General features: G+C 68.5%; 10 protein-coding genes. 4 read left to right on the top strand and 6 right to left on the bottom strand.

Features of this window, described 5'->3' with window-relative positions:
- The first annotated feature begins 622 nt into the window (after window positions 1-622).
- Window positions 623-3,115 carry a DEAD/DEAH box helicase gene (locus tag W5W_RS0109365; RefSeq protein ID WP_020477399.1) on the top strand — a complete coding sequence of 831 codons (2,493 nt, stop codon included), beginning with the start codon at window positions 623-625 and terminating at the stop codon, window positions 3,113-3,115.
- 279 nt (window positions 3,116-3,394) lie between these two features.
- Entirely contained in the window at window positions 3,395-5,038 is a 1,644-nt protein-coding gene (locus tag W5W_RS0109360) for a cation:proton antiporter family protein (protein WP_008730061.1), read from the top strand.
- 104 nt (window positions 5,039-5,142) lie between these two features.
- Here W5W_RS0109360 and W5W_RS0109355 read toward each other — a convergent pair whose 3' ends face one another.
- The 5 genes from W5W_RS0109355 to W5W_RS0109335 are packed head-to-tail and all read right to left on the bottom strand — an operon-like array spanning window position 5,143 to window position 12,669.
- The gene (locus W5W_RS0109355; RefSeq protein WP_008730018.1) at window positions 5,143-6,879 is read right to left on the bottom strand and encodes a GTPase; all 1,737 of its coding nucleotides are present in this window, start codon (window positions 6,877-6,879) and stop codon (window positions 5,143-5,145) included.
- Window positions 6,876-8,681 carry a GTPase domain-containing protein gene (locus W5W_RS0109350; protein WP_008730016.1) on the bottom strand — a complete coding sequence of 602 codons (1,806 nt, stop codon included), beginning with the start codon at window positions 8,679-8,681 and terminating at the stop codon, window positions 6,876-6,878. Before W5W_RS0109350 ends, W5W_RS0109355 begins: the two co-directional genes overlap by 4 nt.
- Window positions 8,682-8,684: 3 nt before the next feature.
- Window positions 8,685-10,097 (bottom strand): histidine--tRNA ligase, encoded by a 1,413-nt coding sequence (gene hisS / locus W5W_RS0109345; RefSeq protein WP_017195211.1) that lies wholly within the window; start codon window positions 10,095-10,097, stop codon window positions 8,685-8,687.
- 52 nt (window positions 10,098-10,149) lie between these two features.
- On the bottom strand, window positions 10,150-10,977 hold the full coding sequence (locus W5W_RS0109340; RefSeq protein ID WP_008730045.1) for an MBL fold metallo-hydrolase: 828 nt from the start codon (window positions 10,975-10,977) through the stop codon (window positions 10,150-10,152).
- 9 nt (window positions 10,978-10,986) lie between these two features.
- Window positions 10,987-12,669: an ATP-binding cassette domain-containing protein gene (locus W5W_RS0109335; protein ID WP_008730000.1), complete on the bottom strand. Its 1,683-nt coding sequence runs from the start codon at window positions 12,667-12,669 to the stop codon at window positions 10,987-10,989.
- A 359-nt stretch (window positions 12,670-13,028) separates the two neighbouring features.
- Here W5W_RS0109335 and W5W_RS0109330 point away from each other — a divergent pair, with 359 nt between their 5' ends.
- Both W5W_RS0109330 and W5W_RS0109325 read left to right on the top strand, forming a co-directional pair.
- Window positions 13,029-14,684: a DUF349 domain-containing protein gene (locus W5W_RS0109330; protein WP_008730028.1), complete on the top strand. Its 1,656-nt coding sequence runs from the start codon at window positions 13,029-13,031 to the stop codon at window positions 14,682-14,684.
- Between the two features lie 417 nt (window positions 14,685-15,101).
- Window positions 15,102-15,731: a hypothetical protein gene (locus W5W_RS0109325; RefSeq protein WP_154650315.1), complete on the top strand. Its 630-nt coding sequence runs from the start codon at window positions 15,102-15,104 to the stop codon at window positions 15,729-15,731.
- Here W5W_RS0109325 and W5W_RS0109320 read toward each other — a convergent pair.
- Complete coding sequence (locus W5W_RS0109320) at window positions 15,722-18,055, bottom strand: RelA/SpoT family protein (RefSeq protein ID WP_008729996.1); 2,334 nt, start codon at window positions 18,053-18,055, stop codon at window positions 15,722-15,724. The genes W5W_RS0109325 and W5W_RS0109320 overlap by 10 nt on opposite strands.
- Window positions 18,056-18,105: the final 50 nt, after the last annotated feature.

Genomic DNA, 18,105 nt, shown 5'->3' with positions numbered 1-18,105 from the left:
TGAAGCCGGCAGAAGCCGCGGGCGGAGCGATCACCCGGCCCAAGGCCTCGCATCGGGGCGCGCAGTGCGTCGCACAGCGCCTCAGCTCTGGCTCAGAATCCAGTCATTGCAACGTTTTCTCCCTTCTCTCATGAAGCTGCAGGATCGTCTCCGAGCCGGAATCCGCCAAGGTCTCATCTCGATAACAACTGTGTGGCGAGGGCATGGCAAGGCTCTGACCGTGGCTCCGGCTGCGGACTCACGCGAGTTCCGATCAGTAGCGATGCTCAGACAATCATGTTCCGAAACGAGACCGGGCTCATGTGTGATGTACGGCGTCACGCGAGTAGATGCTCCCGTTCGACCAAGACCGGCCCTAGGCTTGAACCAGGAGCGATCCGCATTGTGAACCCCGTTCGGGGCCGATCAGGACGTCCGCGCATGCGGGCTCGGTCGGTGTTCGACCCGTGAGTCTGTGCGTCAAGCCCATCAGCCATTGCCATCTTCTGCTGGAACTTCCACTGGAACAGGCCGTGGCTCGGGCGAGTGTGGTGGGTGCGATGCGGCAAGAGCGGAGAGCGAGCCGCCCTCCCCCACACTCCGCAACAGGCCTCACGCAGGCCGGATACATGGGAAGAACTTCATGACTGACACCAACACTGGCCCTTCTGCGTCCTTCGACGGGGCGGACGGTCCGCTCGGCCTCGACGATCTTTTCAGCGCCGAGCTCACAGCCTCATCCGAGAAGATCGCTGCGCCTCATACGGCTCATGCAGCCCACGCAACCGAAGCGCCGTCGCCCTCCTCCCCTGACTCCTTCGCGACCCCCGCCTCCTCCGACTCCCCGGAGGATCCCGAGGACGTCGAGCACGACAACGAGGACGACGACATCGACCTGGCCCTGCCCGAGACCGACCCCGAGGACGATGGGGACGACGACTCCGACGACGGCGATCAGGACACCGATGAGGACGAGGTCGATGGTCACGCCCCCTTCATCGACGTCGACGAGGACGACGAGGAGGATGGCGACCAGCCGGTCGCCAAAGCGCCGGAGGAGATCACCTTCGCCGACCTGGGCTTGCCGGCCAACCTGCTCAAAGCCGTGACGGATATGGGCTACCAGAACCCCACCGACATCCAGCGCGAGGCCATTCCGGTACTGCTGTCCGGCCGCGACGTCGTCGGCGTGGCCCAGACCGGCACGGGCAAGACCGCCGCCTTCGGCCTGCCCCTGCTGGACGCCGTTGAGGCACGTGAGCCCGTCGTTCAGGCCCTGGTCCTGGCCCCCACTCGAGAGCTGGCTCTTCAGAGCGCAGACGCCATTATTGATATGGCGCGGCGCTCGCGCGGACTGGACGTCGTCGCCGTATACGGCGGCGCTCCCTACGGCCCGCAGATCGGCGCTCTCAAGGACGGCGCCCAGGTGGTTGTCGGAACCCCGGGACGCATCATCGACCTCATCGACAAGGGCGCCCTGGTCCTGGACGACGTGAGGTACTTCGTCCTCGACGAGGCCGACGAGATGCTCCGCATGGGATTCGCCGAGGACGTCGAGACGATCGCCGCCTCTCTGCCCGAACAACGACGCACCTCTCTGTTCTCCGCAACCATGCCGCCGGCCATTCAGGCCGTGGCCCGCCAGCACCTGGTCGACCCCATCCGGATCGAGGTCTCCCCTCAGGCCTCCACCGTCGACACGGTCCATCAGACCTACGCAGTCGTGCCCTTCCGCCATAAGATCGGCGCCGTCTCCCGCGTCCTGGCGGTCACCGAGGCGCAAGCCGCCATCGTGTTCGTGCGCACCAAGTCCACCGCGGAGGATGTCGCCATCGAACTGGCGGGCCGCGGGATCCAGGCGGCCGCCATCTCCGGCGACGTGCCCCAGCGGGAGCGCGAGCGCCTGGTCGAGCGCCTGCGCATGGGCACTCTGGACGTGCTCGTGGCCACCGACGTCGCCGCCCGCGGTCTGGACGTGGACCGCATCGGACTCGTGGTCAACTTCGACGTGCCCCGCGAGGCCGAAGCCTATGTGCACCGCATCGGCCGCACCGGCCGTGCAGGCCGACACGGTGAGGCCGTGACGTTCCTGACCCCCAAGGAGAAGCGCAAACTCCGCCAGATCGAGCGCCTGACGGGCACGAAGCTGGAGGAGATCACCCTGCCCTCCCCCGCCGACGTCTCCTCTCATCGGGCCCGCAAACTTCTGGATAAGGCCGCTTTGCGACATGGCCGCGGGCGCCTGTCCATGTACCGGGAGCTGGTGGAGGCCGGAGCCGAGGAGCTGGGCATCGACGCCGCCGAGCTCGCCTCGACCCTGCTCGCTCTGGCCGTTGGCGATGACGGCCCGCGCCGTCGAGAGGACGACGAGCGTCCGCGCCAGCGCAAACGCCGCGAGGAGCGCCTTGATGCCGAGGGCACGTTCGTGTCGGCTTCCTTCGAGGGCGGGCGCGACCGCGAGGATCGCGCCGGCAGCAGGAGCAGCAGGGGCAATCGCACGGAGGGCAAGTCGGGAGCCGGACGCGGCGGGCGCCGCCATGAGGACGGCACCGGTACCGTCTACCGCATCGAAGTCGGTCACCGCGATCGTGTCCTGCCCGGTGCAATCGTGGGCGCCCTCGCCAACGAGGGCGGAATCTCGGGCTCCGACATCGGTAAGATCGACATTCTTCAGTCCTTCTCCCTGGTGGAGATCCACACCCCGCTGAATGAGGAGCAACTGGCCACTATGGGCCGGGCGACATTCAGTGGCCGTGAACTGCGAATCCGCCCCGACCAGGGCCCGGGCCACGGATGGGACCGAGACGACAATCAGCCCGACGCCGCATCGCGCCGTTCCGGTCGGCGCGAGAACTGGCGCAGCGACCGGCGCGATGACCGCCGGGGCGGTAACGACCGCTGGGAGGACCGCGGACGCGGAGGCAACCGCCACGGCGGCCGCTGGGAGGACCGCGGCAACAGCGGTCAGCGCGGCGAGCGCAGCGAACGCCGTGGCGGTCGTTGGGAGGACCGCGACCGCGGAAATCGCCGAGGCAATCGGGGCGGTAATGACCGCTGGGAGGACCGCGGCAACGGCCAGCGCGGAGGCTTCCGACGCAACAACGACCGGCCCACGCGCCGCACGGACCGGTGGTGACGAGCCTGCGCTGATCCCATCGAAACGGCTGGTGGCTGGCCCCATGATCGTGGTGCCAGCCACCGGCCGGTGCACAGCTGTCCACCGGCTGTCCCTGACTGGGCCGGACCGTGCCCGATCAAGATCCTTCTGCCGGCATCCGCCTGACCAGCCCTTCCAGCGCCGCGCATGCCGCACCAGGAAAATTTTCCAACCCAGAATATTCCTGTGCGCTCGCAGGTTGTCGCCTGTAGAGACAACCGACACGGCATGAAGCCGCTGCCGGAACGGAAGGTACCTGTGATCCCAGCCATCTACCTATTCGCCATCGTCATCTTCGGATTCGCAGCCACGCTGCTGCGCCTTCCACCGCTCGTCGGCTTCCTGGCAGCCGGATTCGCCCTGGGAGCATCCAGCCTGCCCAATCTCGAATTCGTCGATACCCTCGGCGACCTCGGTGTCGCCGTCCTGCTGTTCACCATCGGTCTCAAACTCAACCCCAGGATCCTCGCCCGCCGTGAGGTGGCCGGCACGGCCGCCATCACCATGCTCCTGCTGACGTCGTTGAGCGCAGCCCTCATCAGCATTCTGCTGATCCTCGGTCTGGACGTCGACACTGTGACCCCGGCCGGCGCAGTAGCCCTGTGCTTCGCCCTGTCCTTCTCCTCCACCGTGGTGGTCGTCAAACTACTGGAGGACCGCGATGACGCCGCCTCCCTCTACGGGAGAATCGCAATCGGCGTCCTGGTCGCACAGGATATCGCCGCCGTCGCCTACATGGCCTTCAGCTCCGACGAACCGCCCAGCCCGTGGTCCCTTGCTCTGATCGCCCTGTGGCCCGTCTCCAAGCTCCTCGGCAAGGTGCTGGACCGCATCGATCACCGGGAGATGCGCACCCTGTTCGGCATGTCCATGGCCCTCCTGCCCGGTTATCTCTTGTTCGATCTCCTCGGTCTCGACGGCGACCTCGGCGCACTGATCATGGGAGCCCTATTCGCCTCGCACCCCGCGGCCAAGGAGCTCTCCAGCGCCTTATTCACCATCAAGGAACTCCTTCTGGTGGGATTCTTCCTGTCGATCGGCATGGACGGGATACCCGGCGTCGGAGCCTTCATTCTGGCCGGTGCGCTTCTCCTGCTGCTACCAGCCCGGGCGCTGGTCTACACGATCGTCGTACGCCTCATGCGCATGCGCCGGCGAACCTCAGTCATGACGGGCCTGGCCATGACGGCCTACAGCGAGTTCGCCCTCATCGTGGTGAGCGTGGCCGTGAAGCACGACTTGCTCGGTGAGGGCTGGACCGCAGCCGTCTCGCTCGCCCTGGCGATGTCCTTCATCGTGTCCTCCATAGCCAATCGCAAGCCCGCCAGACTGGTGCGCTGGATGACCGACCTCATTCCGCACCGGCCCTCCCGCCGGCTGCACCCCGAAGAGCGCCCGGTCAATCTGCTGGGCGTGCGCACCGTTGTCTTCGGCATGGGGAGAGTGGGCCGCGCCACCTACACCCGGTTGTATGCCGACGGCGAGACCGGCGTACTCGGGATCGACAATGACGCCTCGAAGGTTGAGACCCTCGCCAAGCAGGGCTTCAACATTCTCGAGGCCGATGCCACCGACCAGGAGTTCTGGGATCGCCTCGACGCCGTCCACGCCACCAAGGCAGTGCTGGCCATGCCAGAGCCGGGTGCCAACGTGCACGTCCTGGAATGGCTCAACCGATCCAGTTTCGAGGGCCGGGTGATCGCCATCGCCACCTTCGATGATGAGGCCGACACCATGCGTCGCGCCGGAGTGGATGCCGTCATCAACATGTACGACGGGCTCGGGGATGCCCTCGCCCAGGCCGTGGAAGCACTGCCCGCCAGTGCCGTCCCGCCCGTTGCTCCCGCCTGCGAGGACATTGTCGCGCCCTCTCACTCTCAGTCGTCGGCTCTCGCCGACTGAGATGCGCTCCCGCTCACTGGTGGGGAGACTCCCGACTCCCTCGACGTTCCAGACGTTCTAGGCGTTCCTCGAGAACTCAACGAGCCGGATGGCGGCGCATATTCTCAGCGCAGGCCGCTCAGCAGGGCGACGAGCTCGTCCCAGCGCTCTAGATCGGCTCGCAACGGTCCCAGCACCTCGTGCTCCACGACAGCGTCCGCAGCCCGACGCAGCCGGTCCTCCACTCGCTGTCGGCATCGCCGAGCGCCCACACGAGCCATTGCCGTTCCCGCGGCAGCGCACAGGGCGCCCAGCGCCAAACCGCCGACGAGCGCCACAGTGGGCCAGGGTACGAGCCCCCACCGCGGCGGCTCCACCATGATGAGCAGGTACTGCCGCACCACGTGCAGCACCGCCAACCACGCTCCGCCCACAACGGCCGTCAGCATGAGCAGCCACTGCACCCAGGCCGCCGCATTCCACCACGTGGGAGAGCGCATCTGCTCCAGGTCGACATGCGCGACCGCCCGGTCCAGAGCAGGAGCCAAGGCGCTGGCGCGGCCATCCGATCGCGCCACGACATCCGCTCCGGCCTCCCCGGGAAGGCCGGAGGCAAGCCTCGCAGCGGTGGTGTGAGCGGCCGTCCTGAGCGCGCCATCGGCTGCCGGGCCGGCCTGAGGCAATGAGGTGCGCGCCACTGGTCTCCCCGCTGACTGCGGCTCGCCTGAATCGGGACGCCGGCGGGCCGTGGGCAGGATATCGGCCCCCAAGTGCAGGGCACGCAACGGATCACGGCGGAACCGGGCCAACCAGCGCACAGGCACCCAGCCCACCTTCGCGGTCGCGCGCAGCCTCATGGACTCGGCCACCGCCTCGGCCACTACGTCTGCACCTACCGCGAGCGCGGCTGCCTCACTCAGCGCCTGTTCGTGAGCACCGGCCACAAGGCGCGCTCCACTCGCGTGGTCGAGGTCGAGATTGCGCCAGGCGGATTCGGCGGCGCTGCGCACATCCGCAGTGAGTCGGTCCTCAGCAGCGCGCGCCGTCGCGGCGATTCGACCAATGCGCTCACGCAGCTCCTGGATGCCCTCGCCGGTGCGGGCGCTGACCGCCACCGGCGAGACGCCTATCAGCCCCTCGGCCGCGAGCAAGCGGCCCAGATCCCCCATCACGGCAGCGCGTGAAGCGTCGTCGAGGCGGTCCACCTGGTTGAGGGCCACCACGGTGACACCGGCGTGGGCGGCCATCGGGGCGATGAAATCGTCGTGGATCGCGGCATCGGCGTACTTTTCGGGATCCAGAACCCACACAAGAACATCGACGCGCTCCACCAGGCGGGTAGCAATGCGCCTGTGAGAGTCCTCATCTGAATCGATATCGGGCAGATCCAGCAGCACGGTTGCGGCGCCGATCCCGGCATCGGCGGTCAGCTGGACGCGCTCGTCCACATCCAGCCAGTCCAGCAGCGCACTGGTCCTGCCCGCCGCTGACGGCCCGATACCGGCGGGGAGCGCCGCCAGGGGGCGGGTCGTGGTGGGTCGGGTGACCGCAGTGCGCGCAATCCGGGTACCGGCCAGGGCGTTGAGCAGGCTCGACTTGCCCGATCCGGTGGCGCCCAGCAGTGCCACGACGACCACGCCCGGCGCCAGTCGGCGTCGCTGGTCCGCGCTTTCCAGGACCGCACGCGCCGGAGCCATCGCCTCAGGGCTTACGAGGCCCTCCCCGAGCTCGACGGCCCGCTCCAGGTCGGCCAGCCGTGCATCCAGGTCGTGACCGGCCGCAACACGCGCCCGCCGCGCGGTGGTCGTCTCGAAGCTGGCTGTCGGCGCCGTCCCTCGGTGGCTCGGCCGTGCGCGGCTCATCGGTCGTGTCCTGACACGCCTGGGAACAGGTCACTGCTCCTATTAACAAGGGACGAGCCGTTTGCTGAGACGCGAACATCGCGAGTCACGGCTTCCCGAACGCGCTCAATGCCGGTACGCAACTCGTCTCCGGTCGGCACCGGTTCAGACAGAGCAGAGATGAAGACCTCAACGAGTGAATTCAGGAAGGCCTCCATACGCGCGGTCAGGGCGTCGCGGGCGCGCACCGTCATCGTGCGCATGGCCTGGTCGCCGAAAACGGCTTCCAGAAGGCGCTGGGCCAGGAGCGCGGTTCCACCGGCCACCCCGATCTCGCCACCGGTCAGTCCGCCGGTATGGGCGAAGACGAGGATCATGAGAGCCACGCCGGCACCGTTGACGCCGAGCGACAGCAGTCGGGCGGTCAGACGCTTGTCCGCGCCCTCGGCACGGATGAGCGACAGAACGTCGCCTTGCCAGTCGTGCACCAGGGCGGCCGCATCAGCCATCAGCCTAGCGTCAGTAGGCAGGTCGCTCAGGGCCGTGGCCAGCTGGTCGGGCGCCGTGGCGGCACGACGCCACGCCCGTTCGGTCTCCAGGGTCATGCGCTGCGCCTCGGCGATCAGGAGAGCCACCAGGGAGGATTCGATGGCCTCCTCCACACGTGCCGCGGGAGCAGGCCTGCCTCTCAGGGCGGCGGTCAACCGGTCGCGCAGTCGTCCGATCTGAACCTCCAGGCTGCGCAGAAGCTCACCGGTACCAACCAGTTCCTGCCAGCGCGCCAATACCTCGCCGCGCAGCATCTGGCCGTCAGCTACAGCCGCCTCCAAGCGTTCCAGCGCCTCGTGGCCCGCCGTGTGAGCCAGGTCGGCCAGCTCGGCGCATTCGGCGGTCTGGGCGTCGAGTTCGGCCGCCAGCAGGTCCGTCTGCGCCAAAGCCGCATTCAGCGCGCCCGACAGGGTTCGCCGAGCCACTTCCTTGCGGGCCTCCTGATCAGCGGCCAAACCGCCGAGCCAGCTGCGCAGTGGTGCGACGACGGCTTCGGGCAGGAAGCCGTCAGTATCCAGACCGACCTCGGGGATGGTGAAGATCGGCGCATCTGCGAGGCGCGCGTCCGTCAAGCGACGGCGCAGGTCGGCCTCGACATCGGGTCCCGCGCCGTCGGGCACGCGGTCCAGGACGACTGCGGTCACCACATCGCGCTCAGCGGCAGCGCGCAAGTGCTCCCAGGGGACGGCGTCGGCGTAGCGAGACGCGGTGGTCACGAAGATCCACAGATCGGCGCCGGCCAGCAGGGTGGCGGCCAGCGAGCGGTTCTCCTCCACGACGGAGTCGATATCGGGAGCGTCCAAGAGCGCCAATCCCGCGGGAAGGGCGGCGCAGGAGCGGATCTCGACCTCGCGCGGGGTATGGGCGCCGGCCGGACTGACGCCGGCGTCCTCCGCCACGCGCACCCGGGCGAGCGAGCCCAGGACGCGATCGCCGTCGAACCACGGCTCGTCGCCCGGGGCGTGCAGCAGCAGCGGGCGACGCGTGGTGGGACGGATAGCGGAGGCGGCAGCGACGTGCCTGCGCACCAGGGAGCACACGAGAGTGGACTTGCCGGCACCGGTGGAGCCGCCGACCACCGCCAAAAGCGGTGCGTCAATGCTGGTCAGGCGCGGCAGGACGTAGTCGCCGAGCTGATCGCGGATCAGCCGGGCGCGGTCTCGCGCATGGGCGGTACTCGGCAGAGCGCAAGGCAGAACGAGTCCGTCGAGCGCATGCTGCAGGCTCAGCAGCGCACCGCCGGCTGTGGGAGCCCCGGGCCCGGCTGCGCTCACGGTTCAGGCGCCCGCGGCGCTGGAGGGGTCGGCGGCGAGCAGAATCTGGGGAGCGAGGTCCGCCTCGCTCGCGGGACTCCACGTCGCGGGGTCGGCATCGATCTGCTCGCCGGAGCGTATGTCCTTGACGGAGTCGGACTCGGTACCGGCCCCGGGGAACCAGACGAAGGGGATGCCGCGCTTGTCGGCGAACCTGATCTGCTTGCCGAACTTGGCGGCCGTGGGGGCGACGTCGGCGGCGATGCCGCGCTCCCGCAGGGCGTCGGCCACGGCATCGGAGACGGCTCGGTGCTCCTCGTCGGTCACGGCCACGAGCACGGCTGTGGGGACCGCCCGAGTCACCTCGATCAGCCCGGCCCCCATGACGCGGGACAGCAGACGCGACAGGCCGATGGAGATGCCCACGCCCGGGAAGGTCCGCTTGCCGTTGGAGGCGAGGGAGTCATAGCGGCCGCCGGAGCACACCGAGCCGAGGTCCTCGTGCCCGGCCATGAACGACTCGTAGACGGTGCCGGTGTAGTAGTCCAAACCGCGAGCGATCTTCAGGTCGGCCACGATGGCTCCCGGACGACGACGGGCGGCGACTCGCAGCAGCGACTCCAACTCGTCCAGGCCCGCCAGCAGGAGCGCACTGGGCTCGGCTCCATCCAGGGCGGACAGGACGCGGGCGCGCAGCTGATCGGGGTCGGTACCGGTCATGGTGGCCAGGCCCAGGGCGGCCTCTGCCTGGGCGCGCGTGATGCCGACGGTCTCGACGAGTTCAACGGCGACGGCGTCGGTTCCGATCTTGTCGAGCTTGTCCACCACGCGCAGCACCTCGACGAGCCGGTCGTCCTCGATACCCACGGACTGGTAGAAGCCCTGGGCGACCTTGCGGTTGGACACGTGGATGGTGATGGCCGGGATCGGGAGGGCGGACAGGGCCTCGTGCATGATCAGGGGGACTTCGACGTCGTAGTGCAGGGGCAGGCTCCCGTCGCCGACGACATCGATGTCCACCTGGTAGAACTCGCGGAAGCGGCCCTCCTGGGGGCGCTCCCCGCGCCAGACCTTCTGGATCTGGTAGCGCTTGAAGGGGAAGTGAAGGATACCGGCGTTATCGATGACATAACGCGCGAAGGGGACGGTGAGATCGAAGTGGAGACCGAGCTGCTTGGCGGGATCCGCCTCGCCGGCTTCCCCGGGACCGCCCTGCAGGCGGGACAGGAGATAGACCTCCTTGGAGCTCTCGCCCTTCCTGGTCAGTTCGGTCAGCGGCTCGACGGCGCGGGTCTGGATGCCGCTGAAGCCGTGAAGCTCGAAGGTACGGCGCAGGATGTCGATGAACTGCTGTTCGACCACGCGGCCCGCAGGGAGCCACTCGGGGAAGCCGGAGAGCGAGGAGAGTGCCTGTCGTGCCTGTGCGGAGTGCGCCATGGGCGTCATCCTCTCATGACGACCGAATCCTGCGGTCCTCCGGCCGTCAGACTCACGCGTGCCGGTCTCCCCCGCGCACCTTGGCCTCGGCCAGATAGGGATTGGCGTGGTGCTCATGGGCCATGGTGGTCGCTGCGCCGTGCCCGGGGAGGAGAACCGTTTCGGGACTGACGGCCGAGGCGAGGAAGCGGAGTGTGGCCCACATCTGGACCTGGTCGCCCCCGGGCAAGTCGGTACGGCCCACTGAGCCCTTGAAGATGACGTCGCCGTCCAGAGCGACGAGGTAGTCGTGCTCCTCCTCGGCCACGGACGGGTCGTCCTCAACGGCCTCGGCCTCGTACAGCAGTGCGTTGTCCGCCAAGGGGGCGTTGAGGAAGAACAGTGTCGAGCCCTCCGAATGCCCCGGCGCGGGGATGGCGCGCACAGCGACACCCGGCACGAGCTCGACGGCCCGGCTGAACGCCTCGCCGGGGATGTCACGGATGTCGCCCGGTTTCCGCCAGGGGGTTTCGGCCAGGTCGGCGAAGGTCATGCCGTTCGCACTGATGCCCGTAGCCGCGTCCGGGTCCTCGAGACGGTAGCGATCGGGCTCGGGGATGTAGACCGGCACGGACACGGCGGCGTCAGCAGGATCTTCAACGGCCAGCAGGCCCTCCGCGTGAGCGGCCTCGATGAGAGCGGCGGTGTCCCACACGTGATCGGCGTGCCCGTGGGTCAGGAGCACCGCGCCCAGGGTGAGGCGGTTCGAGCGCAGCAGGGCGAGCGCGCCGCGCACCGCACCGGCCCCAGGGTCCACGACCAGGGCGGGCCGGTCCGGTCCGGGCGCCAGGACATAGCAGTTCGCGGCGAAGACAGGGGCGATCGTGCGCTCGAGGATCATGGACCCACCCTACCGGGACTGCCCTCGCGACGTCCCGGCCCGCCGCGGGCCGCTCTCCTCTCCCATCAGGCGCAGCCGAGGTCCATCCCAGTGGTCGATGAGCCAGCGGTCGTGACTGGCCACGAGCAGGGTGCCGCCCCAGGCGGTCAGCGCCGCCTCCAGCGCCTCCATGGTGTCCAGATCGAGGTAGTTGGTGGGCTCATCGACGATGAGCACCTCGGGGGCGGCCGCGACCGCCGCGGCGAACTGGGCGCGGCGCTGGTTGCCCGCAGACAGCTCGCCCACGCACCGGGACCAGTAGGCGGGATGCAGGATGCCGGCACCAGCCTCGCCAATGCCCGAGGCCCACGTCTCCTCCCCCAGGCCGGGGTCGCCGGGGCGCGGCAGCCGCTGGGGGATGACGGCGACGCCTCCGGAGACGGTCAGCGCGCCGGTGGACTCGGCGGTGGGCGGAGAGCCGGTGGCGACCCAGCGCAGGAGGGTCGTCTTGCCGCAGCCGTTGGGGCCGGTGACCAGCAGGTGCTCTCCGGCGCTCAGGTCGAAGGTCACTGGAGCCAGGCGCCCTGGGACGTGGGCCTCGCGGACTGCGACCGCCAGGCCGCTGCCGCTGCGGGCGACGACCCGAGGCAGATCCAGGCTGAGGCGGTAGGAGCGGGGGCGGCGGACCTCGACGGCGCCCAGCGCCTCCAGACGCCGGTCGTCGTCCCGGCGACGGCGCATTGATGCCTGCGAGGTGCGGTCCGCATAGAACTTCTTGGCCATTCCGCCCTCAGTGCGGGCTCCGTGGTGGTGCGCGGTGCCGTAGTGCCCGATGGTCTCGGACTCGCGGCGGTGGCGGGCGAGGGCGCGCTTGTCCTCCTGCTGCGAGGCGTGGATGCGGTCGTGGGAGGCGCGGGCGCGGGCCTTGTTCTCCAGGTAGTCGCTGTAGGCGCCGGCGCAGCGCTGGACTCCCGGGACGCGGCCGCCCCCGGTGGCGGTCAGGAGAGCCTGCCAGGGGGCGGTATCCAGGTCGAGGACGCAGGTGGCGACATCATCGATGAAGGCGCGGTCGTGACTGGCCAGCAGGACAGGGCCCTCCCAACCGCGCAGCGCGGCTGCCAGGTATGCCACGGCTTCGTCGTCGAGGTGGTTGGTCGGCTCGTCCAGGACCAGCGCGGCGGGGCGGGTGAGCAGGGTGGCGGCGAGTGTGAGACGGCCGCGCTGGCCGGGTGAGAGCGTGGCCAGCCGACGGGTACGGGCATCAGGACCGCTCAGAGTCCCGAGCCCGAGGCTCACGAGCGTCTCCTCGATACGGGCCTGCAGGCCCCACGCGTCCACTGCTGTCATGGCGGCGAGCAGTTCGTCGTAACTGCGCGCGAGGGCGTCGTCCTCGGGAGCGGCGGCCATACGCTCGGCGACCGTCTCGAAACGTGCTGTCAGGGAGCGCACTGATGCAGTAGCGGCGTCGAGGTAGTCGCCCACGCTCCCAGCCGTTACGGCGGCATCGGGGACGGGTGCGAGCAGCGGGGCTTGAACCGTGCCGGAGTCAGGGACGAGGCCGCCCGCGACCAGGCGCAGGAGGGTCGTCTTGCCGCAGCCGTTGGGGCCGACGAGGCAGGCGCGCTCGCCTTCGGCGACGGTGAGGGTGACGCCGTCGAGAAGCGGCTCGGAGGTGAAGGAGAACGACACGGACGTCAGTCGGATAGCGGGCACGGAGCATCCTTGGGTGTGTGCAGCTGGGACGGTCTGGTCAGGATGCTCACGCGGCCATGGCACCGAAGTTTATATGACGCGACCGCCTCGGCGCGGGCCGTGCTCCGGCAGAAGGTCATCGGGGTGGGCGCGGCCTGGACCGGGCTGCGGGATCGTGATCCTCTCAGGCCCCTGATCCGGAAGAGGAGGCGGTCCCGGGTGCGGAGCCTCACCGGGCGGTCCCACGCACCGCGCCGAGCACGTAGAGTGGTGGTCATTGCTGTCATCCCGCAGCAGAACACTCCCGGCAACGCCGGGCGCGAACGGAAATGGCCGGAGGCTCCTCCGGATCCACCCCGTCAATTCATGAAGGAGCACACGTGACTGAGAACACGCAGCCCGACACCGCCCTGGATTCCACCGCTACGTCAGCGAAGGAGACTTCCTCCGCCATTGCCGCGGCCGCCACCGAGGCCGAGCCGCACCGCGAACATGACGCCGAGCAGACCGCCGAGACCAATCCCGCCTCGGCCGTCTCATCCGTCGATGACAAGACCACAATCGAGCCCGCTGACGAAGCGGCGGACCAGTCGGCTACTGAGGCTGCTGCGTCTGCCGAACCTGCTGAGCCCGCAGAGCCCGCCCAATCCCACGCTGAAACGGCGAAGCCCGCTGCGCGGCCCTCCGAGCCGCAAGCCGACTCCGGCTCGCCCCACAACCACGAGCAGGCTGCGCCTGCGAAGGGTCCGACGCCGGCCACCGCGCCGGCCGAACCGGAGGTCGACCCCCAGGAGGCGATGGACGCCGCCAAGTGGGGCCGTGTCGACGGCGAGGGGAGGGTCTACGTCCAGGACAACGGCGCTGAACGCGAGGTCGGTCAGTTCCCCGATGCGCCCGTCGCCGAGGCCATGGCCTTCTACGTACGGCGCTTCCTGGACCTGAAGGCCACGGTCGATCTATTCGCCACTCGACTGCCGCAGCTGAGCGTCCGGGAGATCGACTCGACCTTGAAGTCGATCGAGCAGTCCCTGACGGAGCCCGCCGCCGTCGGCGACCTGGATGGTCTACGTGCTCGCTTCTCCGCGCTCAAGTCCGTCGCCGCCGAGCGCCGGGAGGCGGTCGCCGCCGAGCGCGCCGCCGCCAAGGAGCAGGCCTTGAAGGATCGCACAGTGATCGTCGAGCGCGCCGAAGCCATCAGCGCCCAGGACCCCGCCCGCACCCAGTGGAAGAGCTCGGGCGCCGAACTGCGCGAGCTGTTGGAGAAGTGGAAGGAGGCCCAGCGTCGCGGACCACGTCTGGACCGCCCGGTCGAAGACGGGTTGTGGAAGCGCTTCAGCCATGCGCGCACCGCCTTCGATCGCCACCGCCGCCAGTTCTTCAGCGAGCTCGATGCCAAGCAGGCCCAGGTCAAGGTCGCCAAGGAGGCTCTCATCAAGCGTGCCGAAGAGCTCTCCGGCTCCACCGACTGGGCGGGGACGTCGGCGAAGTACCGAGGCCTGATGGACGAATGGAAGAAGGCGGGCCGCGCCTCCCGCAAGGAGGACGACGCCCTGTGGGCTCGTTTCCGCGCCGCTCAGCAGGTCTTCTTCGATGCCCGCCGGGCCAAGGACGCGGCCACTGACGCCGAGTACGCCGAGAACCTCAAGGTCAAGGAGGCGCTCATCGTCAAGGCCGAGGCGCTCCTGCCGGTCAAGAACGTCAAGGCCGCCAAGAAGGCCCTGCGCCCGATCCAGGACGCGTGGGAGGAGGCGGGCCGCGTCCCGCGCTCGGCCCTGCGCCGGATCGAGGGCCGCATGCGCGCCGTCGAAGATGCGATCCGTGAGGCGGAGAACGCCGAATGGCGTCGCACCGACCCGGAGACCAAGGCGCGCGCCGAGGGTCTGGCCGGTCAGCTCGAGGACTCGATCGCCGCGCTGGAGAAGGATCTAGCGGCCGCCACGGCCGCGGACGATGCCAAGAAGATCGCCGAGGCCGAGGCGGCGCTCACCGCACGGCGCGCTTGGCTCGAGCAGGTACGGCGCTCCGCCCGCGCCTGAGGCTGAGCCGCTCGGCTTCTCGACTTCTCAGTTTCTCCGCCGGGTCCTTCCCGACGAGACTGCGAAGAAGCAGCCCTATGAGACGACGCCCTGAGACTGTGCCACCGGCGGCGGCCGGCGCGGTCTCAGGGCGTCGTCGCAACGCCCGCGGCTCTTTGCGACTGATGAAGAGGGCTCACCCGCGCCTTTTACTTATGTTTGCGTACGTGTGCGCACGCTCAGGCTCCATCCCCGACCGCCCCTGGCCGCATCGGTGACAGCAGCGAACTTGTCCACAGACCCGCTCCCGGGTAGCACGGGGTGAGCGGACAGATTCACTATGACGCCATGGCCCCGCCTCTGCATCCTGGACCGCCTGTCCCCTCCGCCGCCTCCGCAGCGGGCCGCTCGCATCGTCCGCCAAGTTCTTCGCGAGACGTGAGCGCACGCACGATACTCTCCCGTCTGCGGCCCCGCGCCTTCGAACCCGCTCTGGGACCTCTGCACTCCCGAGAGCTGACAGTGCTGCAATGCCATGGGCTCGATGAGCTGCTCTTGGCGCGCACGGGCATGATCACGATGCCTCGCGATCTGCTGCGGACCGCCGGTGCGCGTGCCCGGGCCCTGGCCTGCGTCGTACCCGATGGCGGCGTCATCTCCGGGGAATCAGCCATATGGGTGCATCTGGGAGGAGAGCCGCCCCGCACGATCCAAGTGGCGCACCCTGATCATCGCGGCCGCACTCGGGCGATCGACTACTCCCGCATGGTGATACCACCGGAGGAGGTCGAACTCGTCGGCAGCATGCCCTGCGCCACACTCGCACGCGCGGTCGTCGATGTGGCCAGAACCGCTCCGCCCGTGCGTGCGGTCGAGTCCGTTCTTCAGGCCCGCAATGCCGGCCTGAGCAGCAACCGTCTGAGAGTCGCGCTCCTGACCTGCCAAGGCGCATCGCGTCGAGGCGGCCCCCGCGTCCGGCACATTATCGACGCCCTCGACAGAATCGACATACCGCCTCAGCACCGCGTGCGTCGAGAGCCGCTCCGCGGCACCGGGCCTCAGGTCTGATGACGTCGCGCAGTCGTGGAGGTGGTGCGCCGCGCCTCGAAGACTCCGTCGATACGCCGCAGGGAGGACAACGTGTAGTCGAGGTGGCCGGCCTCGGCCAGCTCGACGACGAAGCGCGCCGTGACCACGCGGTCGCGCGACGTGCCGATGGTGGCGCTCATGAGATCGACATGATTGTCCGCCAGGACCCTGGTGATGTCCGCCAGCAGCCCCCCGCGATCCAGAGCCTCGAGTTCGACCTGGACGAGGTAGGCGCTCTGGGCGTGCTCGGCCCAGCGCACCGATAGCAGGCGCTCGGGCTCGTGCTTGAGCTGATCGACGTTATGGCAGTCGCTTCGGTGCACCGATATGCCCGAGCCGCGGGTGATGAAACCGATGATGGGGTCTCCGGGCATGGGAGTGCAGCACCGGGCCAGCTTGACGTACACATCACCAGCGTCCATGCCTTCCACGATGACACCGGCGTCAGCCGTCCTGGGACGATGACGCGACCTGGTCGCCTTGGTCGGCAGAATCCCCTCCGCGAGGGTCTCCTCTGCGCCCGCCTCGCCGCCCATGGCGTTCACAAGAGTGTCGACAACATGCTGAGCGGAGACGTGCCCCTGGCCGACGGCCGCATACAGGCCATCGATGTCGCCCTTATCCAGGGTCTGAGCCACGTCCATGAGCGAGTCGTGACTCATGATCCGCTGGATCGGCAGGTCCTTCTTGCGCATGGCGCGGGCGATCGCGCTCTTGCCCGCCTCGATCGCCTCCTCCCGGCGCTCCTTGGAGAACCAGGATCGGATCTTGTTGCGAGCCCGCGTCGAGCCCACGAACGTCAACCAGTCCCGGCTGGGGCCGGCGCCCTGAGCCTTGGATGTGAAGACTTCGACAGTGTCGCCATTCTCGAGTCTGGTGTCCAGCGGCACGAGGCGGCCGTTGACGCGCGCGCCCACAGTGCGGTGCCCGACCTCGGTGTGCACGGCATAGGCGAAGTCAACCGGGGTGGAGGCGCTCGGCAGCGCCAGAACATCGCCCTTGGGGGTGAAGACGTAGACCTGGGTACCGGCCATCTCGTAGCGCAATGAATCCAGGAACTCTGCGGGGTCCTGTGTCTCCTTCTGCCAGTCGACGAGCTGACGGAGCCATCCCATATCCCCGGCGTCGGAGTCTCCGGGAGCGCCGCCCAACGAACTGGGCCCGGTGGCATTCGGGTCTTCCTTGTACTTCCAGTGAGCGGCCACCCCGTACTCCGCCATGCGGTGCATCTCCGCTGTACGGATCTGGATCTCCACCGGTTTGCCGCCTGGACCGACAACGGTGGTGTGCAAGGACTGGTAGAGGTTGAACTTGGGAACCGCGATATAGTCCTTGAACCGCCCGCTCATCGGGGTCCATCTGGAATGCAGAGAGCCGAGAACGGCATAGCAGTCCTGAACAGAGTCCACGATGACGCGCACCGCCACCAGATCGTAGATGTCGTCGAACTCCTTTCCCCGCACGATCATCTTCTGGTAGATCGAGTAGTAGTGCTTCGGGCGCCCGGTGACGGTGCCTTTGATCTTGCTGATGCGCAGGTCCTCCTCGATCTGAAGGCGGACCTGCCGCAGGTACTCCTCACGGGCGGGAGCCCGCTCGGCGACCATGTGCTCGATCTCGTCGTAGACGCCCGGGTACAGCGCTTTGAAGGAACGATCCTCCAACTCCCACTTGATGGCATTCATACCCAGCCGGTGAGCCAATGGAGCGTAGATCTCCAGGGTCTCCTTGGCCTTACGAGCGGCGTTGTTCGCCGAGACGTACTTCCAGGTGCGGGCGTTGTGGAGGCGATCGCCGAGTTTGATCACAAGCACGCGAATGTCTTTGGACATGGCGACGATCATCTTGCGGACCGTCTCGGCCTGAGCCGCATCCCCGTACTGGAGTTTGTCGAGCTTGGTGACGCCATCGACCAGGAGAGCGATCTCGTCGCCGAAGTCGCCGCGCAGCCTCTCCAGGGAGTAGTCGGTGTCCTCCACGGTGTCGTGCAACAAGGCGGCGGCCAGGGTCTGCGGTGTCATGCCGAGCTCCGCCAGGATGGTCGCCACCGCCACCGGATGGGTGATGTACGGCTCCCCGGACTTCCGCTTCTGACCGGCATGAGCCTTCTCGGCCACCTCATAGGCCCGCACGATGAGACTGGTGTCGGCCTTGGGGTGGTTGGCCCTCAGTGCTCGCATAAGCGGCTCGATGGCCGCGGGTGTCGCGTGCCCCCGTGAGCCGAACCACGCCAGACGACTGCGGACGCGCGACCCCGGGACTACGGTCTGCCCGCCACCGTCGCTGCTCTTGGTCTCGGTCATGACCGGATCATAGCCACCAGGCGGGCTGCGTTCTGAACGCCTCAGCCTTG

This window comes from Actinomyces massiliensis 4401292 (genome assembly GCF_000269805.1).
GTDB lineage: Bacteria > Actinomycetota > Actinomycetes > Actinomycetales > Actinomycetaceae > Actinomyces > Actinomyces massiliensis.
Note: the sequence above shows the minus strand (reverse complement) of the source record. Positions and strands in the feature narration are given on the sequence as shown.

Excerpts from the sequence above, each read along its gene's own strand:
- W5W_RS0109365 (WP_020477399.1), top strand. The coding sequence starts at position 623 with ATGACTGACACCAACACTGGCCCTTCTGCGTCCTTCGACGGGGCGGAC.
- W5W_RS0109355 (WP_008730018.1), bottom strand. The coding sequence starts at position 6,879 with ATGAGCCGCGCACGGCCGAGCCACCGAGGGACGGCGCCGACAGCCAGC.
- hisS (WP_017195211.1), bottom strand. The coding sequence starts at position 10,097 with ATGGCGCACTCCGCACAGGCACGACAGGCACTCTCCTCGCTCTCCGGC.
- W5W_RS0109340 (WP_008730045.1), bottom strand. The coding sequence starts at position 10,977 with ATGATCCTCGAGCGCACGATCGCCCCTGTCTTCGCCGCGAACTGCTAT.
- W5W_RS0109320 (WP_008729996.1), bottom strand. The coding sequence starts at position 18,055 with ATGACCGAGACCAAGAGCAGCGACGGTGGCGGGCAGACCGTAGTCCCG.